Raw genomic sequence first — 25912 nt, forward strand, 5'->3', positions numbered from 1 at the left:
ATTTTATCACACTGCTAGTAACGCAGGGCGATGGTTGCTCCTACCAGCGGTAGTGTGCGAAGGCACGGTTAGCATCAGCCATCCGGTGCGTATCTTCACGCTTCTTAACAGCAGCACCCGTGTTGTTAGCGGCATCCATGATTTCACGTGCAAGACGTTCAACCATCGTGTGTTCACCACGTAAACGGGAGTATTGGACTAACCAACGAAGACCTAAAGTCGTCCGACGATCTGGACGAACTTCGATTGGGACTTGGTAGTTTGATCCACCAACCCGGCGAGCCTTGACTTCCAAGACTGGCATGATGTTCTTCATTGCTTCTTCGAAAGTTTCAACTGGATCGTTACCAGTTTCATTCTTAATGATGTCGAAGGCACCATAAATGATTTTAGTTGAAGTTCCACGTTTCCCATCCATCATCGTGTGGTTGATCAGACGAGTGACCAACTTTGAATTGTAAATTGGATCAGGAAGGACTTCACGCTTTTGTACGTTTCCTTTTCTAGGCATTGTTCATATCCTCCTTGAAATGCTGTTACCAGCTAGCTGACGGCAACCGTGCAACTAGCTGAAAATAATCTTGGTCTAGCCCTTAGGCTTCTTAGTCCCATACTTGGAACGACCTTGACGACGGTCAGTAACCCCGGCAGTATCGAGCGCACCACGGATGATGTGGTAACGAACCCCAGGTAAATCCTTAACCCGGCCGCCCCGGATAAGCACAACACTATGTTCTTGTAAGTTGTGACCAATACCAGGAATGTAAGCAGTCACTTCAATTAAGTTTGACAACCGCACACGTGCATATTTCCGTAAAGCTGAGTTAGGCTTCTTTGGTGTCATGGTACCGACACGAGTAGCAACCCCACGCTTTTGAGGAGCTGGATTCTTAACTTGAGCTTTTTTGAAACTGTTATACCCGTAGTTTAAAGCTGGGGCATCTGATTTAGAACTTTTAGATTTACGACCTTTACGCACCAATTGGTTGATAGTAGGCATCTAAATAGTCCTCCTTTCCTTATACTTTCTAGAGTTTTAAGTCCACACATCCAGGTGGTTCATTTTCAAATAAAAGAAAAAGCCACCTAGACGGGCAGGTTAATTGAAGTGTCCCTCCCGCCGTCAGTCAGCATGTCCGGTAGTGTGTACCCGAGACCTGTCTGCGAAAAGCACCTTGAATAGAATACCATGCCAGAAATGCTGTGTCAATCATCCCACCGTCAATTTCTCGCAAACTTTCCGACGCTTTTCACGGAATTACCCCTGAGGTGATCACCCATGCAAGTTATCTTATTCTGCTATGGCAGTTGTCTAGGTTCTTTTGGTACCGCTTGGGCCTACCGGCGAATGCGGCAAGAGTCCCTTTTATATCCCGACTCCCACTGCGAAACGTGTCAAACACCACTGAAGCCTTGGCAATTGATCCCAATTTGGAGTTATTTAATATTACGCGGGCGCTGCACCACTTGTCAAACACCAATCACTCCGGTAACGTTCGTGGCTGAGGTATTAGGCGGCACCCTCTTCACCACACTGAATGCGGCCACGTGGCTACCGATCAGTTGGTTAGCCTGCTGGGGATTAGCCGCCCTTCACGACTGGCACACGCAAACATTTCCGGCTTGGTTAAGTTGGATCGGCCTGAGTCTCGCACTCTGGGGACACTCCCCAGTCGTTTGGTTGATTGTAGTCTTCATTAATAGCTTGATAAATTGGCTATGGTCTCGTTGGTCTGTACCAACGATTGGTAACGGCGATCTCGAGTTTTTCCTTAGTTATGGTTTCATGTGGGGACTCACCGCCATGGCCCACTGGTTATTATTAGCCGCTAGTTTAGCTTTAATTATCAACCGGCGAACAACTCAACTGGCATTCATTCCCTACTTATTAATCAGTGCTTTGTTCTGGTGGCTGATGGCGTCATAACAATGCTATGTAAAAAAAGGACCCTCGCCACTGACGAGAGTCCTTTTTCTTAGGCTTAGTTGTCACTAAGCTTGTGAGTCTTCTTGCATTTGCTTTTCTAAGTCGCTGATGGAATAAACGCCTTCGGTTGACGTGCCGCCAACTTCTTTGGGCTTGATCTGACGGTAATCTGGCATCCCAGTCCCGGCAGGAATGATCTTCCCAATGATGACATTTTCCTTCAAACCAACTAATGGATCGTTCTTGCCCCGAATAGCAGCATCGGTCAAGACCCGAGTCGTTTCTTGGAAGGAAGCAGCTGATAAGAAACTGTTGGTTTCCAAAGCCGCCTTCGTAATCCCCAAGATAACTGGACGGGCGGTAGCCGCAATGCCACCATCGATCAACGTCTGGTAGTTAGCCCGACGGAAGTCTTGGATATCCATCAAAGTCCCAGGTAAGACATCGGTATCGCCCGGATCCATGATCCGAACTTTACGTAACATCTGACGAACCATGATTTCCACGTGCTTATCACTGATGGCCACACCTTGCATCCGGTAAACCCGTTGCACTTCACCCAAGATGTACGTCTCAGTTGACAAGACATCACGAACCCGCAACAATTCCTTAGGATCAACAGACCCATAGTTCAAAGCGCCACCACGGTGAATGAAGTCTCCTTCACTGACCCGCATCCGTGCCGTAATTGGCAACGTGTAGCTTCGCGTATCAGCTTCACCCTTAATGGTGATTTCCTTAGTCCGTTCAGCTGGGTTTTCTTCGATTGATTCAACCGTCCCAGTAACTTCAGTAATCTCAGCTTTACCTTTAGGGTTCCGAGATTCAAATAATTCTTGAACCCGGGGAAGCCCTTGGGTAATATCTTCGTTCCCGGCAACACCACCGGTATGGAAGTTCCGCATAGTCAATTGGGTCCCTGGTTCACCGATAGATTGGGCAGCAACCGTTCCGACTGCTTCACCAACTTCGACTTCATCACCAGTCGCCATGTTCCGACCGTAACAGTGTTCACAAACACCATGTTCCGTGTTACAAGTGAAGGCTGAACGAATCGTCACTTCTTCAACACCAGCATCAACAATCTGTTGTGCCGTATCTTCAACGATCATTTGGTTCTTCGGTACGATGACATCGCCAGTTTGTGGATCGTAAACCGTCTTTTGAGTATAACGCCCTAAAATCCGGTCATATAATGGTTCGATCATTTCGTTACCATCAGTGATGGCCCGAATCTTCAAACCACGATCAGTTCCACAATCCTTTTCCCGAATAATAACATCTTGCGCCACATCAACCAACCGCCGAGTCAGGTAACCTGAGTTGGCAGTCTTCAAGGCCGTATCGGTCATCCCTTTACGAGCCCCATGGGTTGAAATGAACATTTCCATCACAGTCAGCCCTTCACGGAAGTTAGACGTGATTGGCAATTCCATGATATCCCCACTAGGAGCAGCCATCAGGCCACGCATCCCAGCCAATTGGGTAAAGTTAGAAATGTTCCCCCGGGCACCAGAATCACTCATCATAAAGATTGGGTTCTGTTGGTCGAAACTGTGAATCAAGGCGTTTTGAATTTCATCCTTAGCATCGTTCCAGATACCAATGACCCGTTCGTAACGTTCATGATCCGTAATCAACCCACGCCGGAATTGCTTTGTCACTGTGCTGACTTGTTTATGAGCAGCCGCAATGATTTCTGGCTTTTCTTTCAAGTCGGTCACATCGACCATCCCAACCGTTAACCCAGACTTCGTCGACTCGTTGTAACCCAAGTCCTTAATCCGGTCCAACAATTCGGACGTTGCCGTCACCTTGTATTGTTGGTAAACGGCCGCAATGATGTCACTCAAGAAGCCTTTCTTAAATGGTGGAATGATTTCTGCATTTTGCAAATAATCATGAATATCCTCGCCCGGTTCCAAGAAGTACTTGTCAGGGACGTAACCATTCAAGTTCGTGCTCGTTGGTTCGTTCAAGTATGGGAAAGACTTTGGCAGGATGTTGTTGAAGATTAACTTCCCAACGGTCGTTACCATAATCTTACTACGTTGTTCATCGGTAAATGGCTTATCTGGCATTGAGGTCACTTGGACACCGACCCGAGTATGCCAATGCACAATCCCGTTACGGTAAGCTAACGTTGCTTCGTCAAGATCCGTAAAGATCATGCCTTCACCCTCACGGTTAGCTTCTTCCATTGTCAGGTAGTAGTTCCCAATAACCATATCTTGAGAAGGCGCAACAACTGGCTTACCACTAGCAGGGGCCAAGATATGGTGCGCAGCAAGCATCAGCAAACGAGCTTCTGCTTGTGCTTCATCAGATAATGGCACATGGATAGCCATTTGGTCCCCATCGAAATCGGCATTGTAAGCTTCACAAGCCAATGGATGCAACCGCATTGCTTTACCACTAACCAAGACCGGTTCAAACGCTTGAATCCCTAAACGGTGAAGCGTAGGGGCCCGGTTCAACAGAACTGGGTGTTCTTTGATGACATCTTCCAATACGTTAAAGACATCATCATCTTCACGGTCAATTTGTCGCTTAGCATTCTTAATGTTAGAAGCCAAGCCACGAGCAACCAATTCCTTCATAATGAATGGTCGGAATAATTCCAAAGCCATCGGAACTGGCAGACCCATTTGGTTAAACTTCAGGGAAGGACCAACGTCAATAACGGAACGACCAGAGTAGTCAACCCGCTTCCCTAACAAGTTTTGCCGGAAACGACCTTGCTTCCCTTTCAACATGTGTGAAAGAGACTTCAATGGCCGGTTACCTGGGCCAGCAACTGGACGGCCACGACGACCGTTATCGATCAACGCATCAACGGCTTCTTGTAGCATCCGCTTTTCGTTTTGAACGATAATACCAGGTGCATTCAAATCCAACAACCGCTTCAACCGGCTGTTCCGGTTGATAACCCGCCGGTACAAGTCATTCAGGTCAGACGTTGCGAACCGCCCACCTTCAAGTTGTACCATTGGCCGTAAGTCAGGTGGAATAACCGGAATGGCATCCATAACCATCCATTCAGGACGGTTACCCGACATCACAAAGGCTTCCAAAATGTCTAAACGACGAACGGCTCGCGTCCGCTTTTGACCAGTGGCTTCCTTCAATTCTTCTTTTAACTCTGTAACTTCTTTATCTAGGTCTACGCTCATCAATAACTTCTTGATGGCTTCCGCACCCATTTCAGCCTTAAAGGCATCACTGCCGTATTCCAGCAGCTTGTCACGGTAATCACGTTCGGAAAGCAATTGCTTCTTTTCGAGTGGCGTGTTACCTGGATCTAAGACCACGTAAGATGCAAAGTAAATAATTTCTTCCAGTGCTCGAGGGCTCATGTCGAGAACCAAGCCCATTCGACTTGGAATTCCCTTAAAGTACCAGATGTGGGTCACTGGGGCTGCGAGTTCGATATGACCCATTCGTTCACGGCGAACTTTAGAACGGGTAACTTCGACCCCACAACGGTCACAAACGACACCCTTGTAACGGATTCGCTTGTATTTTCCACAGGCACATTCCCAGTCCTTGGTAGGACCAAAGATACGTTCGTCGAACAGCCCATCTTTTTCAGGCTTTAATGTCCGGTAGTTGATGGTTTCAGGCTTTTTAACTTCCCCGTAAGACCAGCTACGGATCTTATCAGGTGAAGCCAGCCCGATCTGCATGCTTTCGAACTTATTGACATCGACCAAAGAAGCGACCTCCCTTATAAATTAGTCTTGTGTGTTCGGTTGACTTTCATTTTTTGTTGCTGGCGCGGTCTTGGATTCATCAGTCTGAGCAGCGGCTTTCCGTTGTTCTTCCTGTTGTTGAGCGTACTTGCTCAACGCATCCACATTAACAACATCGTCGTCTTCGTCGTCCATATCACGGAGTTCGATTTCTTCTTTGTCGCCATTTAAGACCTTCATGTCCAGCCCTAAGGATTGGAGTTCCTTCACTAACACGCGGAAGGATTCAGGAACACCTGGCTTTGGAATTGGATCGCCCTTAACAATGGCTTCGTAGGTCTTAACCCGACCAACCACGTCATCAGACTTGTACGTCAAGATTTCTTGCAACGTATAAGCGGCACCATAAGCTTCCAAAGCCCAAACTTCCATTTCACCGAAACGCTGACCACCAAATTGCGCTTTCCCACCAAGGGGTTGTTGCGTAACCAGTGAGTAAGGTCCGATAGAACGGGCGTGCATCTTGTCATCAACCATGTGGGCCAACTTCAGGTAGTGCATGACCCCAACGGCAACCCGCTTATCAAACGGTTCACCAGTTCGACCATCATATAAGACAGTCTTGGCGTCAGCAGCCATCCCGGCTTCCTTAACAGCGTCCGCAATATCTGTATCTTGGGCACCATCAAAGACTGGGGTTGCCATGTGCACACCGAGCTTGCGAGCAGCCATCCCCAAATGTAATTCGAGCACTTGCCCGATGTTCATCCGAGAAGGCACACCCATGGGACTCAACATAATGTCGATTGGGGTACCATCTGGCATGTACGGCATATCTTCTTCAGGGATAACAACCGAAACCGTCCCCTTGTTACCGTGACGTCCAGACATCTTGTCCCCAACTTGGATCTTCCGCTTTTGCGCGATGTAGACCCGAACCATCATGTTGACACCTGGTGACAATTCGTCCCCATTTTCACGGGTAAAGATCTTCACATCTTGGATGATCCCGCCACCACCATGCGGTACCTTCAGAGAAGTATCCCGAACTTCACGGGCCTTTTCACCAAAGATGGCATGGAGAAGTCGTTCTTCAGCGGATAATTCAGTGACACCCTTAGGCGTTACCTTACCAACTAAGATATCCCCATCTTGAACTTCGGCACCAACACGGATAATCCCGTCTTCGTCCAAGTTCTTCAAGGCATCTTCCCCAACGTTAGGAATTTCACGCGTCATTTCTTCAGGTCCAAGCTTCGTATCACGCGCTTCTGATTCGTATTCTTCAATATGAATCGACGTGTAAACGTCATCGCGAACCAACCGCTCGTTGATCCCAATGGCATCTTCGAAGTTGTACCCTTGCCAAGTCATGAAGGCAACTAATGGGTTTTGACCCAAAGCCAATTCCCCATTTTCCATGGAAGGACCATCAGCCAAGACTTCATCGTTATCGACATGGTCGCCGACCTTAACGATTGGGCGTTGGTTGTAGTTCTTCCCACCGTTTGACCGGCGGAACTTCATGAGCTTGTAAGTGTCTAAGGCACCATCTTCACGCCGAACACGAATTTCACGTGCATCAACGTATTCAACAGTCCCATCATGTTGACTGATCAAAGCAACCCCTGAGTCATGGGCCGCTTTGTATTCAATCCCAGTACCAATTAATGGTGCATGTGGGTTCAACAATGGCACAGCTTGCCGTTGCATGTTGGCACCCATCAGGGCCCGGTTGGAGTCATCGTTTTCCAAGAAAGGAATACATGCCGTGGCAACCGCAACAACTTGCTTAGGCGAAACATCCATGTAGTCAATCCGGTCAGCACTGGTTTCAATGTTTTCAGATTGGGCACGGGCCATGATCGTATCCGTATTGAAGGAGCCATCGTCATTTAATGGCGTGTTGGCCTGAGCAACAACATAGTTATCTTCTTCATCAGCTGTCAGGTAATCGATCTTATCGGTAACCTTATGCGTATCCCAAGAAACACGACGGTATGGCGTCTCGATGAACCCATACTTGTTAACCCGGGCATAGCTGGACAAACTGTTGATCAACCCAATGTTAGGCCCTTCAGGCGTTTCAATTGGGCACATCCGGCCATAATGGGTATAGTGCACGTCCCGGACTTCATAACCGGCCCGGTCACGCGTTAATCCACCAGGTCCCAAAGCAGACAGACGCCGTTTATGCGTTAATTCACCTAACGGGTTAGTCTGATCCATGAATTGAGACAACTGTGAAGACCCAAAGAATTCTTTAATTGAGGCCACGACAGGACGAATGTTAATCAATTGTTGTGGCGTTACCGTCGCAGCATCTTGAATGGACATCCGTTCACGAACAACCCGTTCCATCCGGGATAACCCGATCCGGAATTGGTTTTGGAGTAATTCACCAACGGAACGAATCCGTCGGTTCCCCAAGTGGTCAATATCATCAGTGTTACCAATCCCCAGTTGTAAGTCAAAGAAGTAGTTCATGGATGCAATAATATCGGCTGGACGAATGTGCTTCAGCTTGATATCGATGTTCCCATTCCCAATCACAGGAACTTCTTGTTCTGGATCATCTGGTGATTGTACTTTGATAATTTGTAATTTTAGTGGTTCCGTGACAACGGCTTCGTCAGAAGGTTGGAAAGTCACCATCTTGAAATCATCTTGATCCAAGAATGGTGCTAAGCTCTTCATCACGTCCTTGTCAACGACCGTTCCCTTAGCGGCAATAATTTCACCGGTATCAGGATCAGCCAACGTTTCAGCTAAAGTCAAGCCCAACAAACGGGTCTTTAAACTCAGCTTCTTGTTAGTCTTGTAACGACCAACTGGCGCCATGTCATAACGTTTAGGATCGAAGAACCGAGCAGTCAGCAAACTCCGTGAAGAGTCCGCCGTCTTAGGTTCACCTGGACGCAAGCGTTCGTAGATATCCTTCAAGGACTCTTCGACACGTGAGTCATCGGTGTTCTTATGGATATCCTTTTCCAACGTCTGCATCAAGCTTTCGTTGTCACCTAAGATATCTAAGATTTCATCGTCAGAACCAAACCCTAAGGCCCGAACTAATTCGGTCATTGGGATCTTCCGCGTCCGGTCAATCCGAACGTAAGAAACATTCTTCGCATCAGTTTCAAATTCTAGCCATGCACCCCGGTTAGGGATCACAGTGGCACCGTAAACTGTCCGACCGTTCTTATCCGTATCTTCATTGAAGTAAACCCCTGGTGAACGGACTAATTGAGAAACAATAACCCGTTCCGCCCCGTTAATAATGAAGGTCCCTTGGGCCGTCATTAATGGGAAGTCACCAAAGAAGACGTCTTGTGATTTGATTTCACCCGTTTCGTGGTTGGTTAACCGCAGGGTGACGTGTAAAGGTGCCGAGTAGTTGGCATCATGTTCCCGTGCTTCATCCACGCTGTATTTGGGTTCTAGTAACTGATAATCAACAAACTCTAACGAAAGGTTTCCTTGAAAATCTTCGATTGGCATGATGTCGTCGAACATATCGCGTAAACCTTCGTCAAGGAACCAATTATAGGAATTGGTTTGAATCTCAATCAAGTTAGGTAAATCAAGAACTTCCTTGATTCGCGAATAGCTCCGGCGCGTACGGTGTTTCCCGTATTTCACTAAGTGTCCTGCCAAGTTGTTCACCTCTCCTATTTATTCTGTGACTGGCCTCACCGAAATATTACATTTTGATTACAAATGCACTTTTCTTCGGATTTTTGGCAAAAAAAATCCAAAAACAAATCAATCAATTTGCTTTTGGCTTCTTATAACAAACGTCACCGGACAATATATCGGCACGTTCAATTTCAGTTCACAGTTGCATACAAATGATATAGTACTAAATCCATTACTAAATGTCAATAATTGACGCTCACTTTTTAGTAGCAACACCAAATAATATTAATTTGATCAGGGCGATCGTCTGATCATGCTGTGTGGCATCCGCCGGCCCCACGTGATGAAAGGTATTGAATAAGGGGCTCAAACTCGTCAGGTAAAATGACGCCGCATCCTTAGCCGCCAACCCAGGTTGCAAGGTTACAACACCCAGTTCAAAGAAATGCTGCAACGGTTGCAGGTAGTCTTGCATAAAGATCATCCCTAGTTGACGCTGATTAGCCGGTTTAAGAAACCGGAAGCTACTGTGAATCACCGTGAAGACATCACGCGGATGTACAGCAGTCAAAACCTCCGTCACCGCCGTCAATGCTGCCACTGGGTCTTTCGTTAACTCCGTTTGCAATTGTTCATTAACTGCCGTTAATCCTTGTTGCACCTCAGAACCAACCAGCTTAATAACCTCTAAAAAAATGACCTCTTTATCACTAAAGTGATGATATAACGCCGGTTGCGTAATTCCAACAATACGGGCAATTTCTCGCGTTGACGTTGCCTGATATCCTTGCGTTAAAAATTGTTCTCTAGCAGCTTTTAAGATGGCCGCCCGTGTGTGGTTTAACTGTTCTTCTCTTCTCATATCTTTACCCTTTCATCCCGCTTATTAAAGTAAGTGTACCACAGTCACCTATCACCAGCTAGGCGGGAGTTCCACCGATAAGCTCCTTTTTATTTATCCCAACTTATTTGATTTCTTCTATTATATTGATCCTGCTCGATTAACTTAATCGGCCGACTGTAGAACTTGGCATAGATTGCTCCTAGTTAACGGCACAAAAACGGGCTACCAAGAATCTGAATCATTCTTAGTAACCCGCTGTGCTTTTTATTAACTAATTGCTCGATTTTAGCAGTTAAGCATTAATAACGGCTTTAGGACCATCGGTTGTTTTAACGTTAACCGTCACTTCACCTTTGGTTGCCCCAATTGTGACTTGATCACCCGTTTTAACCTCACCATTAAGTAAGGCTTCACTCAGCTTATCTTCAACCTGCGTCTGTAATGCCCGCCGAATTGGCCGCGCACCATATTCAGGATCAAAGCCAGCTTTGGCTACCACATCAATGGCTGCTGGTGTAATCTTCAGCTTGATGTTTTGTTCTGCAACCCGAGCCACAATCTGTTGCGCCATCAGCTTCACAATAGCGTGAAGTTCATCTTTTTGTAAGGAGTGGAAGATAACCGTTTCATCAATCCGGTTTAGGAATTCCGGCCGGAATGATTGCTTCAACGTTTCCCGGATAGTTCCAGCCATCGCCCGGTAATCATTCGCCATGTCTTCGGCACCAAAACCAACCGTCTTTTCATCCCGCAACTTAGTAGCTCCTAAGTTAGAGGTCATGATCAGAATGGTATTTCGGAAATCAACCTTACGACCCTTAGAATCGGTTAAATAACCATCGTCCAAGACTTGCAATAAAATATTAAAGACATCTGGATGGGCCTTTTCAACTTCATCAAAGAGGACCACAGAATATGGCTTTTGCCGAACCTTTTCGGTTAACTGACCGCCTTCGTCATACCCTACGTAACCGGGAGCTGAACCAATCAGCCGACTAGTTGAGTACTTTTCCATATACTCACTCATGTCTACCCGAATCATATTATCTTCGGACCCAAACATTGCTTCAGCTAACGCCTTGGCAAGCTCGGTCTTCCCAACACCGGTTGGTCCTAAGAACATGAACGACCCAATTGGCCGATTTGGATCCTTTAAGCCTGACCGTGCTCGACGAATTGCTCGAGACACAGCCGAAACGGCTTCGGATTGACCAATGACCCGCTGATGTAGGATCTTTTCCAAGTTAACCAATCGATCGGCATCCGTCTGCTTCAACTGTGTTACGGGAACTCCCGTCCACTCAGCAACCACATCAGCCACGTCTTCACCCGTCACGTCTAAGGCATAATGCCGAGTTTCTTCATCACTCGCTGCTTTAGCCTTAGCCTCACGCGCAGCCACTTTTTCTCGAAGCTTCATTTCTTCCGCTCGGAGCTTAGCTGCTCGTTCAAAGTCCTGCGCCTCAATAGCGGTTTCCTTTTCCGCCGCCAGGTCTTTTAACTCTTGAACCTGCTTAGAGGCTGCAGTTGGTCGATCCATCTGATCAATCCGAACCTTGGCAGAGGCTTCGTCCATCAAATCAATCGCCTTATCTGGCAAGAAACGATCGCTGATGTAGCGACCTGAAAGCTTCACCGCTTGTTCCAGAGCCGTGTCCGTAATATTCACATGGTGGTGATCTTCGTAACGCGAACGTAACCCTTTCAAGATCTGTAGGGCTTCACTAGGCGTTGGTTCATTGACTTGCACCGTTGCAAATCGACGTTCCAAAGCTGCATCGGATTCAATATACTTTTGATATTCATCCAGTGTCGTTGCTCCAATGGTTTGTAGTTCACCACGGGCCAAGGCTGGCTTTAAAATGTTCGACGCATCAATGGCACCTTCAGCACCACCAGCACCAATCAAGGTGTGTAATTCATCAATAAAGAGAATAACTTGACCATCGTTATAAATTTCTTCGATGACCTTCTTTAATCGATCTTCAAATTCACCACGATATTTCGTCCCGGCCACCAATGATCCCATGTCTAGCATCATTAATCGCTTCTGTTGCATATCTTCTGGCACATCGCCAGCTACGATACGTTGTGCTAAGCCTTCCGCAATCGCCGTTTTCCCAACACCGGGTTCGCCAATTAAGACAGGGTTGTTCTTCGTCCGCCGACTCAGAATTTGAATCACCCGTTTAACTTCTTTATCGCGACCGACAGTTGGATCCATCCGCCCCTCTTTAGCAGCGTCCGTTAGGTTCCGGGCTAATGAGTCCAGCGTTGGGGTGCCACCTTGAGGTGCTCGCCGCGTCCGGCTGTCATTACGCCGCTTGGGCGTATCCGCAATACCGAGCTTCCGCAACACGACCTTACGCGCATCCGGTAATTCAACGTTTAAATTCTTCAAAATACGAGAAGATAAAATTGTTTCATCGCTTAATAACGCCAATAATAGGTGTTCCGTACCAATCTTAGCAGCACCTAAACGTTTAGCTTCATCACCAGCTAAAGCCAACAACGTCTTAGCCTTAGGTGAGTAGGGTAGATAACTATCCTTATCTGTGTTTGCTAATGTGCCGTAGCCCGTGAAACGTTCAATCTCTTCACGCACGTCGTCCTCACTAACCGAGAACTGTTGCAACACCTTATTAGCAATTCCATTCTTTTCAATTGTCAGTGCGAGTAGCAAATGTTCTGTGCCAACTGCTTGGTGCTTAAAATACTTCGCTTGTTCCTGTGCCAAAACGAGCACGCTCTTAGCACTTGGGGTAAATAAATTATCCATTGCGACTCCTCACTTTCTTAGCTCTCATAGCGCAAGTGATTCAAAATTGAAATTAAAATTTGCGCCCGTATTCGTTCATTTAAGGTGCGGTCACCAGTATCAACAGCGGCCTTATCAATCGCCGCCAAGATAATGTTGGCTTCCCGCCGATTGATCGTACCAGCCTCAAAGAGACTGCGGACCACTGCTAGGCTGTCATGACGGGTAATCTGATCACCCACCGCTGTAACTAAGGAATCGATGAAGTCAAGATTATCTAGTAGCTTGACCTTTTCAATTCGGATGTAGCCACCGCCACCACGTTTACTTTGAACCACATAACCGTCCTGAATCGTAAAACGGGTCTTAATCACATAATTAATCTGGGATGGGACTACGTTGAATTGATCGGCAATCTCGGCCCGGCGAATCTCAACTTGCTGTGACTCAGCCAAGATTTGCTTCAAGTAAGACTCGATAATATCCGAAATATTTTGATTCTCCATTACCGTCCCCCCTTCAGCGAAACTTATTTGACTAATGCTGACTAATATTATACGAAGTTTCCATCAAAATGCAACGGATTAGACTGCACCCGGACCAAATAAGTTCTGGTAAACTATCATAACAAAAAAACGACCGACATCCAAACAATTACGTAAGGAGTCGATCGTTTCAGCACTTCTGTTGGGGACGGTCGCAATAAAAAATCGGGAAGACAAGATTTGAACTTGCGACCCCCACGTCCCGAACGTGGTGCTCTACCAAGCTGAGCTACTTCCCGAGATAGCTCGCTGACAGTTAGTCAGTTATCGGGAAGACAGGATTCGAACCTGCGACCCCCTGGTCCCAAACCAGGTGCTCTACCAAGCTGAGCTACTTCCCGATGATGTCATGAACCTAATCATGAGCAACAAAAATGCACCCAGTAGGAGTCGAACCTACAACCTTCTGATTCGTAGTCAGACACTCTATCCAGTTGCGCTATGGGTGCATAATAAATATTTAATTAAATGCCGAGGACCGGGATCGAACCGGTACGGTCATCACTGACCGCAGGATTTTAAGTCCTGTGCGTCTGCCAATTCCGCCACCCCGGCAAAAGGGCAAAGCGGAAGACGGGATTCGAACCCGCGACCCCCACCATGGCAAGGTGATGTTCTACCACTGAACTACTTCCGCATATTGGCAATTAAATTGTGTTACCATGCCGACTAGAGGATTCGAACCTCCGACCTCCTCATTACTAGTGAGATGCTCTGCCAACTGAGCTAAGTCGGCAAAATACTTTTTCAAATATTTTGCAATATTGAGTTAATGCAGGTGAAGGGACTCGAACCCCCACGTCATAAGACACTAGAACCTAAATCTAGCGCGTCTGCCAGTTCCGCCACACCTGCAACGTTGGCGAACTAACGCCAAGGACCTAAGTCCTGATGGAGGATACAGGGCTCGAACCTGTGACCCTCTGCTTGTAAGGCAGACGCTCTCCCAACTGAGCTAATCCTCCATAGTCCTTCAGAAAACGTTAACCGCTCTCGTTCGAAACAACTATTATAATTTACCATGCCGTTGAAAACTTGTCAACCAGAAATTTGAAATATTTTGAATAAATATTCGCGGACTGAATAACTACTCTCTCAACAACATTTAATATTGTAGCGTACCAGCGAAAAAAAAGCTAGTCCTTTTTTGCATTTTTTTGCAAAAAAATTTGTATATCGTGAAATTATCGGTCACCCACCTTTCTTAGCAAACAAAAATTGCCATGACGCAGCCTAGTTAACGACGTCATGACAATTATTTTGATCCATTTAACTATCTTTACTTGGTGATCTTAGTTAAACCACCCATATAAGGCACTAAAACATCTGGAATTGTGACGGAACCATCAGCATTTTGATAATTTTCCAAAATCGCAGCAACTGCCCGGCCAACCGCCAAACCGGAACCGTTCAACGCATGCACGTATTGTAATTTACCATTCTCATCACGATATTGAATGTGAGCGCGCCGTGCTTGGAAGTCCGTGGTGTTCGAACAACTTGAAATTTCACGATAAGTCTGTTGTTCGGGGAACCAGACTTCCAGATCGTGCGTCATCGCCGCGGTAAAGCTCATATCACTAGTCGTCAAGGTAATGACATGGTAAGCCAAGCCTAACTTCTGTAAGAGGCTCTCAGCATGCTTGGTTAAGGCCTCCAACTCATCCCACGAATTTTCAGGTTTACAGAACTTCACCATCTCAACCTTATTGAATTGGTGCAACCGAATTAGTCCGCGCGTATCTCGACCGGCACTACCGGCTTCAGACCGGAAAGCTGGGGTCAAGGCCGTAAACCAAACTGGCAGTTCTTCTTCAGGAATAACTTCGTCACGATAGTAGTTCACTAAGGGGACTTCGGCCGTTGGAATCAAGGTCATGGCTTCATCCTTTAATTGGTAAACATCTTCCTTGAACTTAGGAAATTGTCCCGTACCGTACATCGAATCGTCATTCACGATATAAGGCGGCAAGACTTCCTTAAATCCAGCCTTGGTATTCTCATCCAAGAAAAAGTTGTACACGGCCCGTTCCAACCGCGCACCGGCACCCAGATAATACAGATACCGACTACCAGAAACTTTAGCGCCAGCTTCAAAGTCTAAGATGCCAAGATCTTCCCCAATTTCGTAGTGTGCTTTAGGCGTGAAGTCCATATTTGGCTTTTCACCCCATTGGCGGAGTTCAACACTCCCATCCTCAGTTAATCCAACTGGAACATTATCGTTAGGAATATTAGGCAAATGCGCGGCAGCATCTTGGACTTGATCCTTTAACGTATCCAATTGCGCATCAATATCCTTGATATCAGCACTCACCTGACGCATTTCCTTAATCTTGTCGTCAGCATCTTCTTTATTCCGCTTCAATTGTGAAATTTCATCAGACACCGTGTTTCGTTGTGCTTTCATCGTTTCACTCTTAACAATTAGTTCCCGCCGTTTGGCATCAAGTTCCAATAGTGCATCAATATCGGCTGGGTCAACGCCTCGGGTTGCCAACTTTTCTTTGATGAAGTCTGGTTCTTGGCGAATCAACTTTAAATCTAACATCTGAAATAACTCCTCTCTAATTTGCGGATGATACAAAAAAGGCCTCCGTCACATGGGACGAAGACCTTCGCGGTACCACCCAAGTTCGTCATTGCACGCAATGACACCCTTGAACATGATAACGGTCTGCACCGTGCGGCATTACCCGCCCACTTTTTTTAGTGCTGGAATTTTCGACGTTGCGGCTTGCAGCTTTCCCCGCTTCTCTGGCCGTCTACTGGATAGGCACCTCGTGTTTATTAATTGACGCTATCATACCGCATTTTGGTAACAAAAACAACGACTAAAGTGAAGCAATCTTCTCGTCAATTAGGTGTAAGACCTGTTGCCGGGCTGCTGGATCTTCTACGAAGTCTAATTGATCACCATCAATTTGCATCTTAGGTGACTTATCATAGGCGTTATACCAGTCAATATACCGTTGATCCAATTGTTGGTAATATTCATATAGACTTGGATCATGATCGATTTGCTCGAAGGAACGGCCCCGCTTCTTAATCCGTTCTAACATCGTTTCAAACGAAATATTGATGTGGATCAACAAGTCCGGGTTCTTTTTATGCGTCGCTTCTGGCAATTCCTGCATCATATTGGCCAGCAAGGAGTCATAGATATCAACTTCCGTAGACGTTGCTCGACCCAGGTCAGCGTTCAAGTGAAACAGCAAGGAGTCTTCGAAGATCGACCGATCCAAAACTGTTTCATCATCCGCATTGGCTGCCTTAATGTTATCCAACCGCTTGTTAAGAAAGTAAATTTGTAATAGAAAGGCATACTTCTGAGGGTTCTGGTAGAACAGTGGCAAGATTTTGTTGTCATCCACTGATTCATAAAAGGCTGGTTTGTGTAAATGTTCGGCTAACAACGTAGTTAGACTCGTTTTGCCGGCTCCGATAGTTCCCGATAATACAAGCATGCAATCTCTCTCCTTTAAATAACGACGCGCCGATTTCTCGGCCAAAATTTCAACACCACATATTGTACCAACCTGCTTCGTAAAAGACAATATATCGTGGCCATTTTTTCATTACCCAATTCATTAAAAACGGCACCTCGTAGCCCATAAGCCTAACGAGACGCCGCTAATATTATTTCAGTTTATCTGCCCACACATTATTTTTCTTAATCTTCAGTTGACGATTCCTTTAAAGTTCCATCCTTATGAACGGGTGACACATCAACCTGATCCAATGGAATCAACTTAGTATGCTTCTTAAGCTTGTAGCCCAAGTACAGCACCAAAACCAGCGGTACGCTGATGTAAGTTACCAGTACTTGTTCCCAATGGCCCGAGAAGAATGATTGCGGATCCTGACCGACAATCACGGCCACACACAGGATTAACGCCAGAATTGGCCCAATTGGGAACCACTTTGCATGATAGCTCAGTTCAGACAACTTATGGCCTTGCTTCGTGAATGCGCGGCGGAAACGGAAGTGCGATAAGGCAATCCCAAACCATGCAATAAACCCAGTCAACCCACTTGCAGCCACCAACCACAGATAAATCTGTGGACCGGCAATACTACTGATAAAAGTCAAAGCCGCAACAATGGTTGTGGCAAATAGTGCCGGGTAAGGAATTCCATTCTTTCCTGTCCGTTCAAACAACTTCGGTGCATAACCTTCCTTAGACAAGGAATACAGCATCCGAGTTGAAGCATACATCCCCGAATTAGCGGCTGAAAGCACTGAGGTCAAAATGACCGCGTTCATAACACCCGCAGCGGCTGCTAAACCAGCCCGCTGGAAAACTAATGTAAAGGGACTAATGGCAACATCACTCGCAGAAGAACCGAGTAAGTCAGGGCTGGTGTAAGGCAAAACGGCGGCAATAACAAAGATAGCTAAAATGTAGAATAGAATAATCCGCCAGAACACCTGATTAATCGCCTTAGGCACACTGTGAGCTGGGTCTTTTGACTCGCCAGCTGTGATTCCTACCAGTTCAGTTCCTTGAAAGGAGAACCCAGCAACTACGAAAACACTCAAGATAGCCGGAAAACCACCAACAAATGGGGCCTTTTTGTACGTAAAGTTCTCAAGGCCAGTTGCATGACCACCCATGATACCGACAATCGTCATCAAGCCAACTGCCAAGAAGACAAAAATGGTGACAACTTTAATCAATGACATCCAGAATTCAGTTTCCCCAAACGCCTGAACCGATAGGGCATTAATCACGAAAATAATTACCAACGCAATCAAGCTCCAAATCCAGCCGGGAATTCCTGGTAACCAGAACTTCATCACCAGAGCTGCCGTAGAAATATCGACTGCAACCGTAATAGCCCAGTTGAACCAATAGTTCCAGCCCATGGCAAACCCTAACGCAGGATCAACATACTTGGCGGAATAAGCTGCAAATGACCCGGAGATCGGCATATTGGTTGCCATTTCCCCTAGACTGGTCATTAAGAAATACACCATTAATCCCATCGCCACATATGCGACGAGTGCACCGCCAGGTCCGGCGGTTGAGATTGCTGACCCACTGGCGACGAAAAGGCCAGTTCCAATACACCCACCTAAAGCAATCATCGAAACATGACGGGTCTTTAACCCCCGCTTTACCTGATCAGATGCTTCACTGGTCGTGGCATTTGTCGTACTTTGTTCCATATTGTTTCCTCCTTCTTGATTAGAAGGACCTTCTCGAAACGACTTGCAATAAAAAACTCTCTTCCACAAAAGTTGCTTTGCGAAAGAGAGTTGGACAGATTACTATTCCAAGTCAATATCGTTGAAAGCGCCCCGCAGCCGATTATTTGACTGCGACAGTCCCTGACTTGTTCAACCAGGACCCAACCCACGCATCCGGTCAAAATGCGTAAATTTCGGCGACCGCCCCTTTAACCTTCCATCAGCAATGTGACCCATCTCCGGAAAGCGACTCTTGTTGGTCGCGCCTCTTCTATTCGATAGTTTGTAGTATACCATCCCTGTGTGACATTGCAAGATGAAATAACGATTAGAATTCACTTTTTTCATTTCCTGGCAAATCCAAGCGCCACAATAGTTCCGGTTGTGCCGCCTCACCTGGTAGTCCCACTGGAACAAAGGGAGCCGTCACCGTTTGGAAGCCCAATTTGGTCAACACCCCTTGTGAACGCCGATTAGTTACCAAACACGTGGCCCACACCGTCTGTGTCACCACCGTTGCCCGTTGTACAAGATATAAGCTAGCTTTTAGGGCTTCCGGCATGATACCTTGCCCCCAATCAACTGGATCAAGGAAATAACCGACGTCGTACTGCGGATTGCCACTTTTCTCCTCAGGATCGTCATGCCGATAGAATAAAATGACTCCCATAAACCGGGCTGTGGTTAAGTCAGTTACTGCAAACGCAAAGGGACTCTGCCGATCTGCCGCAAACCAGCGCGCCATCACAGCACGATCTACATCGCTGGACGACCCATTAGCCGCAGCAACCGCTGGCAAGGCTAATAGCCGTCGATAATCTTCAAAATCACTTTCCGTTAATGGCCGCACACGTAAACGCGACGTTGTTGCTATTCTTTCCATACGTTACCTGCTTTCCGATCGACCAAACGATGCGTTATAATTGATTGTATCCTTATCATGACTTATTTTAGGAGGTTTCGCAATTGAAAATATTGACCCAGTCACTACCTAACAGTTCCGCAGCTTATCTACAAGGCTACTTGCGGGAAAATACCGATTCCTCGGTAACTTACCCGACCGTAATTATCGTCCCTGGCGGTTCCTATACCCACATTCCCGAGCAACAGGCTGAGGATTTGGCCTTGGCATGGGTCGCTCGCGGCTATCAAGCATTCTTCCTCCGTTACAGCTTCATCAGTGAAAAAACGCCCCTCTTGCCCAATCCCGTGATTGAATTGGCACAAAGTGTTGCCGCTATTCACGCCCACGCTACTACCTGGCATGTGAACCTTCACCGACTAGTGATTGCCGGTTTTTCCGTTGGTGGCCACATCACCGCTCTCTTTAATGACTGGTGGTCTGAAGCTGACTTTAACCAACAGGCTCACACTACTCCAGAACAATTAAAGGTTCAGGCTGTTATTCTCGGCTACCCGGTCATTTCACCTGACTTAGGTTTTCCAACTGATGCAGCCACGTTAGCGACATGGTCCACTACTCCGAAAAAAATTGCTGCAGACCAGCACGTTACCGCCGCAAATGCGCCAACATTTATTTGGGTAACGGCCGATGACCCACTAGTGCCCGTTCAAAACGCATTAGCTTATGCCCAAGCTTTACTTACCCACGGGGTAGATACTGAACTACACGTTTTCCACAATGGCCCCCACGGCCTAGCATTAGCCAATTCGGTGACAGCTTGGAAGCCTGGTACTGATTTGCCCCACGTAGCACATTGGTTAGATCTAGCAACAGAATGGCTACAAGACCTTAAATAAGCCTCAAAATCATCTTACCTTTTCGATGATTTAACCGCAAAAAATAGAGCTGTCCAGAATCATTCAGATTCCTGACAGCTCTATTGGTGTTTAATTCTATACTTTAAATTTCAGACTTCTTTAGCAATGGCCATTTCTTCATAACGGGTGCTAACCGAATGTACAATCCTTCCGCAACCTGTAACCACAAATAGGCTAACAGTGCCGCACCAATCGTATCTGTTGGGAAATGGGCATTCAAGTAAACCCGGGAAATCATGACCAATAACAGCCAAATAATCAGGACAATGCGTACTAACCACGCTTTCCAGCTTGACGAAATCATTGGAATTAAAATCACCCAAATCATTGCTACCAGTAGAAAGGTCCCAAATACATGCCCACTAGGGAAACTATAGCCGTCGTCAATTGCTAAGTGCGCTGTGGGCCGACTACGCTGGATGACATTTTTAACGAGGCTAGCGATGACATCGCCACCTGCCAACGTTGCTAAACACCACAGTGCTGGCACCTTGAACTTAAAGCCCCACAGTAAAAACGCCAAGATGAACACCCAAACAATATCCAGCTTTGGTTCTGCCAAGCTCGTCACACCGCGATAAAGCAGTGTCTTCCACCCCGGTTGGTTCTTTTGAATGACATCAACGATCGATGAATCTAAAAATTCAACGTAAGCATTCTGTGCCTTTATGTAAACAGCCACGATCAGAAACAATACGGTTGCCAGCGTGAATTTCCACGGCCGGTCCCGATCCCGATTAAATAACATCATGTGCAACTATTCCTTTCATCCTACCTGATTCTGGGAAACCCCTAGCAATGAGTATACCACCCCACCACTAGATTTCTAGGCTAGACCGTTTTATTAAGAATTTCCTAATCGCTAACGGTGATGCCGAAGCAGTCGTTGCTGAACCCGATTAACCAACTCCGACAGTAAAAAGCCAAACGCAATAGCGCCCGAAATCATCACAACCTGCAGTAGAAAGCTTACCGCCGTATCGTTATGTCCCAAAGCAAAATTCTTAATCATTTGGTAGGCTTGACCGCCGGGAACCAGCGGCACCAACGCTGGAATGTTAAAGAGAATCATCGGCATCTTCTTTAATCGGGCAGCTTGTAGCGAGGCCACCCCGATCGCCACAGCCCCTAATAAGTTACCAATGACATAACCGCCACCAGCCAGCACCGTGAACCGGTATAGGAGATAGCCCAATACGCCAATCCAACCGCCAAAATTCAATGCGCGCCGGGGAATATTAATCAAAATACCAAAAGCAATCGTGGCGACATACGTTCCCACTACTTCAATAACGAATTGAACAACCGTCATGGGGCACCCTCCTGACTTACAATAATTGTAAAACCATTGCAATACCAAATCCAATTGCTGCGGCACTCACCAAAGCCTCTACGCCCCGCGCCGGTCCACTCACTAAATTGCCTGCTAAAATATCCCGTACCGAATTGGTAATAGGAACACCGGGAACTAACGGCATCACGCTACCAATAATAATGTCGTCAACGCTGTTACCCAATCCCAAATGCACCACCAAAACAGCTAACAGACCAATTGCTGCTGATGCCGTAAACTCGGATAAAAATCGAATTTGAATAAATTTATTTAGTACATAATAAACCCACCAGCCCAGCAACCCGACCACACAGGTAATCCAGAAATCCGGCAGATTGTGCCGAAAGACCACCTCTAAAGGCCCGCTGACCAACGCAGCTGCCAGTAACTGTAACCAAAACGGAAAGTAGCGACTAATGCTATCGAGATGATCTAGTTGATCGGCAAACTGTTGAAGGGTAATACGGTGATCGGCAAACCGTCGTGACAGATCATTCACAACCGCGATTTTTTCCAGGTCAAACGTCCGCCGTTTAACTGGTTCAATTTGGGCCCCCACTTCTCCATTAATTGCCATCAAAATTCCGGTAATCATGACAAAGAGTTGACTGGTTTGTGCGCCTGCATTCTTGGCAATGCGCGTCATCGTGTCTTCAACCCGTTCGATTTCAGATCCATTTTCAATCATGATGCGCCCAGCCGTCAAAGCCGTATGCAAGATTAACTGATCTCGTTTCTTTTGACTAGCCACTGCCATCCCAACCTTCCTCATACGATTTATATTATACGGCACACCGAGTGGTTGCGAAATAAAAAGTTCACCATCGATGACCGGCTCAATTGACAGCAAAAAAGCCTGAACACCGTCAGGCTTTTAAAAGTTATTTAACAAAAATGTAGTGCGCCGCTTTATAGCTAACGATCAGTTCGGCATTATCCGTTAAATTTTGCACGGTCACGGGTCCCTCAAAAGGATCATGCTTTAACACCTGAAGCTGATCACCAATGTCCAGCTTCAGGTCTCCCAAATACGTTAACAGATCATGATTGTCAATGAAACGATCAACGGTCACAATCTCACCATCGGCAGCATCGTTTAAAACGGTATGACTGTCTTCATGATAATGCCCCTGTCGATCTGGAATAACCCCACCATGCGGACAATGCGTGGGATTCCCCAGCATGTCATCTAAGGCATCGATCAACTTAGGACTCGTGACGTGTTCCAAGACCTCAGCTTCATCATGAACGTCTGGCAAGGCATAGCCCAGCTTCTCCACCAAAAAGTCTTCCCAAATCCGATGCTTGCGGACCAAGTCTTCAGCTAACCGAATGCCTCGGTTCGTCAAGGAAATACCAGCGTAAGGCGTATGTTCTGCTAAGCCCTCAGCCGCCATCTTATTAACCATTTCCGTTACAGAACCTGCCGCAATATTCAAACTAATCGCAATTTGCTTATTGGACACCTTTTTCTGGCGACCGCCTAGCTCAAAAATAATTTTTAAATAATCCTCCTTCATCGGAGTCATCATTGTTCACCTCATCTAGATAGTGTTTCCTTTATACCGCGAAACAGCTTGGCATGCAAGTCTATTCGTGCCGCCAATCATTTTGATCATAAAATAACGACTCGTCTTTTCCCCGTCGACACTCCGCTTGGATCGTCACGTGGTTTACCCCATATTTACGACAGAGCAAGGCCTCGATTTGCCGATAAATCGGCTCAATCTTTGATAGCGGCAAGTTTTCCATATTGACGTGAACGGAAAAAACCACGTTGTTTTCATCAATTAACCAAGCGTGCAAATGATGGACACCGTCCACCTCTGGTAACTGACAAATATCTTGGGCAATCGCTTCATAGTCCAAATCTGGTGACCCTTCCATTAAGATATCAAATGTTTGCTTAATGATCGGCCAAGACTCATAAATAATGTAGAGGGCCACTAAAACCGTAATTAAGGGGTCCACCCAACTGATCTGCCAAATGGTAATCAAAATAGCCCCAATGATCACCCCAACTGACGCCAGCGCGTCACTCAGTAAATGTAGATAAGTGGCCCGAATATTTAAGTTATGCTGAGCCCCGTGATTCAGTAAGATCGTTGAAAACAGGTTGGCCAGGAAACTGACGACCGCGACCAACAACATAATGTCGCCCTTCACGGGTTCTGGGTGAAGTAGTCGGCGAACCGCTTCGACCGCCAATAACAAAGAGACTAAGATGAGTACGGCTGCATTCAGTAACGCCGCCAAAATTTCTGCTCGCCGATACCCAAATGTATTTTGCCGTGTCTGTTGCCGGCCGCCGACTCGATGAGCCACGTAACTCATCACAACGGACAGGGCATCCCCCAAATTATGAAAGGCATCTGATAGCAGTGATAGACTTCCAGACAACAGGCCACCTAACAATTCAAAAATCGTAATAACGACGTTCAAGATGGTGACGAGTAAAAATCGGCCACCAGTCAAACTCTTTTCCAACTAAACCGCCCCCATGACTTACTACCTTCTATTATCGCAGAATTTAGGTCAAAAGAACAGGCTCGTTTCGGCTCCCCTCACAAAAGGTTTATGAGTTGATTCCACAAAAAAGGGCTTAGTCAGCACGCCAACTAAGCCCTAGTTACATCTAATAATATAGGAAGCCTTTATTTATTTGACTGTAGCGGTTGCCACCACGTGCGCTGGGTTAGCATTGACCGTCAACCGTTCGTACGCAAAGTCTTTCGTTCCTGGCAAGCCAGCCGCTGTTAAATCAATTGTCCCTGTTTCACTAAAACCATTCTTTTTAATAACGTGTTGCATGGCCATGTTCTGGGGATGTGTATCAATCCGAACACTTTCAATGTTTGCGGCATGATCAATTTGGTCGAATAACCGTTGGAACAATTCACCGGCTAAGCCACGACCATGATGGTGACTAGATACTGCTACGCGATGAATTGCCAAGTATGGCGCTTGTTTGGTCAGCCACTGACCTTCAATTTCCTTATAGGTGGGATCTTCTCCCGGAATAATGGCTGCGGTCCCCAAAATTTCGTTGTTTTCTTCCAAGACAACCGTCCACCCTTGGTGGATGTCGTCAACTAAGATTGACGTGTTGGGATATGAGCCCTGCCATTGATCAATCGCTTGGGCCGCCAATAACTCACGGCCATCACGGATAATCGATTCAATTTGTGGTAAGTCAGCCATCGTCGCTTGTCGTAACAGCATGTATAACACCATCCTTCTGGTTTTTGTTTTTTGCGATTTTGTTATCTTAACACGTTGGCTTCAAAATACAATGAAATAGATAACTTTTTTGCCCCTAAATTTTCATTGGTGGCCTAAAAGCTGAATTACCAGTCTTTTTAGTCGATCAATCTTCTAATTTTTTCTTCATTTTCTTAAATATTTTTCATAAAATAGTGCACAAAAAAACCGTTCAAGAACTTTCAAAACTTGAACGGTTCACGGAAGCAGTGACTGGCGAGAGAAAAATCAAAGAACTTAATTTTCCAAAAACACGTCGTTTTAGGTTTACGATCGCTTACGCTGACATTTGGTCAACGTAGTCCATGCGCAAGATAACGCGCTACTACTCATGGTTATTCGCCTGGTTTCACAACACGTCAACAACATGATTAAACCACCAATCCAGCCAGAAGATCGATTGGTCTCGAAAGTTTTTGTCTGCCAACCACAACTTGCTCTTCCGTAACTTCAGATTACCATTGTTACCCCTGAGAAACAAATAAACCGTCCTATTCTAAAGGAACCAACCGAAACTGCCAGTGATCACCGACTTGGTCCGCGACCAACCGTTGATTAGGCTGCGGATCAAACACGCCTAAGTCAATCTCGCCGGCACCATCGGCCAATTCCAAATGTTCAAAGCGACTGGTAAAAAAGTCCTGTAGTTTGTCAAAATAATCGCGCCGCCGTTTGGCCTGTTTAACGGCCCCAACCAGTGTATAGCCATCATCTAAAAAGAATTTTATTTGTTGGACCTGAATCAGTGTCTTATAGGTAAACTTCCGATTACGGCCATCACTAACTGCCTGGCTTTGAATGTAACCCTTTCGTTCCCAATAACGTAATTGGCTTTGAGAGACACCTGTTGCTGCTGCTACATCCCCGATTCCGAGAACTAAACTATCTGTCGGCAGCTTCTTAAACATTTTCTTTTGTTCATCATCCACTTACTAGCACC

At 46.3% G+C, this 25912-nt stretch carries 20 protein-coding genes, 8 tRNA genes and 1 riboswitch; of the genes, 2 read left to right on the forward strand and 26 right to left on the reverse strand.

Features of this window, described 5'->3' with window-relative positions:
- Positions 1-40 precede the first annotated feature (40 nt).
- Positions 41-511, reverse strand: a complete 471-nt coding sequence (gene rpsG, locus FC61_RS04075) for a 30S ribosomal protein S7 (RefSeq protein WP_021742677.1) — start codon at positions 509-511, stop codon at positions 41-43.
- A gap of 75 nt (positions 512-586) precedes the next feature.
- Complete coding sequence (gene rpsL / locus FC61_RS04080; protein WP_011668504.1) at positions 587-1000, reverse strand: 30S ribosomal protein S12; 414 nt, start codon at positions 998-1000, stop codon at positions 587-589.
- Between the two features lie 279 nt (positions 1001-1279).
- Between rpsL and FC61_RS04085 the strand changes: the two genes are divergently transcribed.
- Positions 1280-1927, forward strand: a complete 648-nt coding sequence (locus tag FC61_RS04085; RefSeq protein WP_035465012.1) for a prepilin peptidase — start codon at positions 1280-1282, stop codon at positions 1925-1927.
- A 65-nt stretch (positions 1928-1992) separates the two neighbouring features.
- Here FC61_RS04085 and rpoC read toward each other — a convergent pair whose 3' ends face one another.
- The 17 genes from rpoC to FC61_RS04170 form a co-directional block, all read right to left on the reverse strand.
- A complete protein-coding gene (rpoC, locus tag FC61_RS04090; RefSeq protein ID WP_011668506.1) occupies positions 1993-5640 on the reverse strand; it encodes a DNA-directed RNA polymerase subunit beta' in 3648 nt (1215 codons plus the stop codon).
- A 21-nt stretch (positions 5641-5661) separates the two neighbouring features.
- On the reverse strand, positions 5662-9273 hold the full coding sequence (gene rpoB / locus FC61_RS04095) for a DNA-directed RNA polymerase subunit beta (RefSeq protein WP_011668507.1): 3612 nt from the start codon (positions 9271-9273) through the stop codon (positions 5662-5664).
- Between the two features lie 238 nt (positions 9274-9511).
- Positions 9512-10117, reverse strand: coding sequence for a TetR/AcrR family transcriptional regulator (locus tag FC61_RS04100; protein ID WP_021742673.1), 606 nt, complete (start codon positions 10115-10117; stop codon positions 9512-9514).
- A 274-nt stretch (positions 10118-10391) separates the two neighbouring features.
- Entirely contained in the window at positions 10392-12878 is a 2487-nt protein-coding gene (locus FC61_RS04105) for an ATP-dependent Clp protease ATP-binding subunit (protein ID WP_024526558.1), read from the reverse strand.
- A 17-nt stretch (positions 12879-12895) separates the two neighbouring features.
- A complete protein-coding gene (locus FC61_RS04110) occupies positions 12896-13363 on the reverse strand; it encodes a CtsR family transcriptional regulator (RefSeq protein ID WP_015474036.1) in 468 nt (155 codons plus the stop codon).
- A 204-nt stretch (positions 13364-13567) separates the two neighbouring features.
- Positions 13568-13641, reverse strand: a tRNA-Pro gene (locus tag FC61_RS04115).
- A gap of 28 nt (positions 13642-13669) precedes the next feature.
- Positions 13670-13743 (reverse strand) — tRNA-Pro (locus FC61_RS04120).
- A gap of 34 nt (positions 13744-13777) precedes the next feature.
- Positions 13778-13851 (reverse strand) — tRNA-Arg (locus tag FC61_RS04125).
- 20 nt (positions 13852-13871) lie between these two features.
- Positions 13872-13957, reverse strand: a tRNA-Leu gene (locus FC61_RS04130).
- 10 nt (positions 13958-13967) lie between these two features.
- Positions 13968-14039, reverse strand: a tRNA-Gly gene (locus tag FC61_RS04135).
- 26 nt (positions 14040-14065) lie between these two features.
- A tRNA-Thr gene (locus tag FC61_RS04140) sits at positions 14066-14138 on the reverse strand.
- 37 nt (positions 14139-14175) lie between these two features.
- Positions 14176-14257, reverse strand: a tRNA-Leu gene (locus tag FC61_RS04145).
- A gap of 37 nt (positions 14258-14294) precedes the next feature.
- Positions 14295-14367: transfer RNA gene (locus FC61_RS04150), tRNA-Val, on the reverse strand.
- Positions 14368-14681: 314 nt separating this feature from the next.
- On the reverse strand, positions 14682-15953 hold the full coding sequence (gene serS / locus FC61_RS04155) for a serine--tRNA ligase (RefSeq protein WP_021741310.1): 1272 nt from the start codon (positions 15951-15953) through the stop codon (positions 14682-14684).
- 283 nt (positions 15954-16236) lie between these two features.
- Positions 16237-16869 carry a deoxynucleoside kinase gene (locus FC61_RS04160; protein WP_021741309.1) on the reverse strand — a complete coding sequence of 211 codons (633 nt, stop codon included), beginning with the start codon at positions 16867-16869 and terminating at the stop codon, positions 16237-16239.
- Between the two features lie 206 nt (positions 16870-17075).
- On the reverse strand, positions 17076-18575 hold the full coding sequence (locus FC61_RS04165; RefSeq protein WP_021741308.1) for an amino acid permease: 1500 nt from the start codon (positions 18573-18575) through the stop codon (positions 17076-17078).
- Positions 18576-18692: 117 nt separating this feature from the next.
- Positions 18693-18875, reverse strand: a riboswitch (Lysine riboswitch).
- A gap of 49 nt (positions 18876-18924) precedes the next feature.
- Positions 18925-19479, reverse strand: a complete 555-nt coding sequence (locus FC61_RS04170) for a GNAT family N-acetyltransferase (RefSeq protein WP_021741307.1) — start codon at positions 19477-19479, stop codon at positions 18925-18927.
- An 83-nt stretch (positions 19480-19562) separates the two neighbouring features.
- Here FC61_RS04170 and FC61_RS04175 point away from each other — a divergent pair, with 83 nt between their 5' ends.
- Complete coding sequence (locus FC61_RS04175) at positions 19563-20357, forward strand: lp_1002 family arylesterase (protein ID WP_021741306.1); 795 nt, start codon at positions 19563-19565, stop codon at positions 20355-20357.
- 103 nt (positions 20358-20460) lie between these two features.
- Here the strand turns inward: FC61_RS04175 and FC61_RS04180 are convergent, their stop codons facing one another.
- From FC61_RS04180 to FC61_RS04210, 7 genes are all read right to left on the reverse strand, one after another.
- Positions 20461-21129, reverse strand: coding sequence for a phosphatase PAP2 family protein (locus tag FC61_RS04180; RefSeq protein WP_011668516.1), 669 nt, complete (start codon positions 21127-21129; stop codon positions 20461-20463).
- Positions 21130-21240: 111 nt separating this feature from the next.
- Complete coding sequence (locus FC61_RS04185; RefSeq protein WP_021741305.1) at positions 21241-21690, reverse strand: threonine/serine exporter family protein; 450 nt, start codon at positions 21688-21690, stop codon at positions 21241-21243.
- A 16-nt stretch (positions 21691-21706) separates the two neighbouring features.
- Entirely contained in the window at positions 21707-22468 is a 762-nt protein-coding gene (locus FC61_RS04190; protein WP_035464301.1) for a threonine/serine exporter family protein, read from the reverse strand.
- Between the two features lie 124 nt (positions 22469-22592).
- Positions 22593-23240 (reverse strand): metal-dependent transcriptional regulator, encoded by a 648-nt coding sequence (locus FC61_RS04195; RefSeq protein ID WP_035464306.1) that lies wholly within the window; start codon positions 23238-23240, stop codon positions 22593-22595.
- 61 nt (positions 23241-23301) lie between these two features.
- Complete coding sequence (locus FC61_RS04200) at positions 23302-24198, reverse strand: cation diffusion facilitator family transporter (protein WP_015474047.1); 897 nt, start codon at positions 24196-24198, stop codon at positions 23302-23304.
- A 171-nt stretch (positions 24199-24369) separates the two neighbouring features.
- Positions 24370-24933, reverse strand: coding sequence for a GNAT family N-acetyltransferase (locus FC61_RS04205; RefSeq protein ID WP_024526551.1), 564 nt, complete (start codon positions 24931-24933; stop codon positions 24370-24372).
- Positions 24934-25463: 530 nt separating this feature from the next.
- Positions 25464-25901 (reverse strand): MerR family transcriptional regulator, encoded by a 438-nt coding sequence (locus FC61_RS04210; protein ID WP_021741300.1) that lies wholly within the window; start codon positions 25899-25901, stop codon positions 25464-25466.
- Positions 25902-25912: the final 11 nt, after the last annotated feature.

This window comes from Levilactobacillus brevis ATCC 14869 = DSM 20054 (genome assembly GCF_001433855.1).
In the GTDB taxonomy this organism is placed as follows: domain Bacteria; phylum Bacillota; class Bacilli; order Lactobacillales; family Lactobacillaceae; genus Levilactobacillus; species Levilactobacillus brevis.

What these genes read in the sequence shown, in the direction of transcription:
- FC61_RS04100 (WP_021742673.1), bottom strand. Translation starts at nt 10,117, where the DNA reads ATGAGAAGAGAAGAACAGTTAAACCACACACGGGCGGCCATCTTAAAA.
- FC61_RS04205 (WP_024526551.1), bottom strand. Translation starts at nt 24,933, where the DNA reads ATGCTGTTACGACAAGCGACGATGGCTGACTTACCACAAATTGAATCG.
- FC61_RS04185 (WP_021741305.1), bottom strand. Translation starts at nt 21,690, where the DNA reads ATGACGGTTGTTCAATTCGTTATTGAAGTAGTGGGAACGTATGTCGCC.
- rpsG (WP_021742677.1), bottom strand. Translation starts at nt 511, where the DNA reads ATGCCTAGAAAAGGAAACGTACAAAAGCGTGAAGTCCTTCCTGATCCA.
- rpsL (WP_011668504.1), bottom strand. Translation starts at nt 1,000, where the DNA reads ATGCCTACTATCAACCAATTGGTGCGTAAAGGTCGTAAATCTAAAAGT.
- FC61_RS04085 (WP_035465012.1), top strand. Translation starts at nt 1,280, where the DNA reads ATGCAAGTTATCTTATTCTGCTATGGCAGTTGTCTAGGTTCTTTTGGT.
- FC61_RS04170 (WP_021741307.1), bottom strand. Translation starts at nt 19,479, where the DNA reads ATGGAAAGAATAGCAACAACGTCGCGTTTACGTGTGCGGCCATTAACG.
- serS (WP_021741310.1), bottom strand. Translation starts at nt 15,953, where the DNA reads ATGTTAGATTTAAAGTTGATTCGCCAAGAACCAGACTTCATCAAAGAA.
- FC61_RS04180 (WP_011668516.1), bottom strand. Translation starts at nt 21,129, where the DNA reads ATGATGTTATTTAATCGGGATCGGGACCGGCCGTGGAAATTCACGCTG.
- FC61_RS04160 (WP_021741309.1), bottom strand. Translation starts at nt 16,869, where the DNA reads ATGCTTGTATTATCGGGAACTATCGGAGCCGGCAAAACGAGTCTAACT.
- FC61_RS04165 (WP_021741308.1), bottom strand. Translation starts at nt 18,575, where the DNA reads ATGGAACAAAGTACGACAAATGCCACGACCAGTGAAGCATCTGATCAG.
- FC61_RS04110 (WP_015474036.1), bottom strand. Translation starts at nt 13,363, where the DNA reads ATGGAGAATCAAAATATTTCGGATATTATCGAGTCTTACTTGAAGCAA.
- FC61_RS04105 (WP_024526558.1), bottom strand. Translation starts at nt 12,878, where the DNA reads ATGGATAATTTATTTACCCCAAGTGCTAAGAGCGTGCTCGTTTTGGCA.
- FC61_RS04195 (WP_035464306.1), bottom strand. Translation starts at nt 23,240, where the DNA reads ATGACTCCGATGAAGGAGGATTATTTAAAAATTATTTTTGAGCTAGGC.
- FC61_RS04190 (WP_035464301.1), bottom strand. Translation starts at nt 22,468, where the DNA reads ATGGCAGTGGCTAGTCAAAAGAAACGAGATCAGTTAATCTTGCATACG.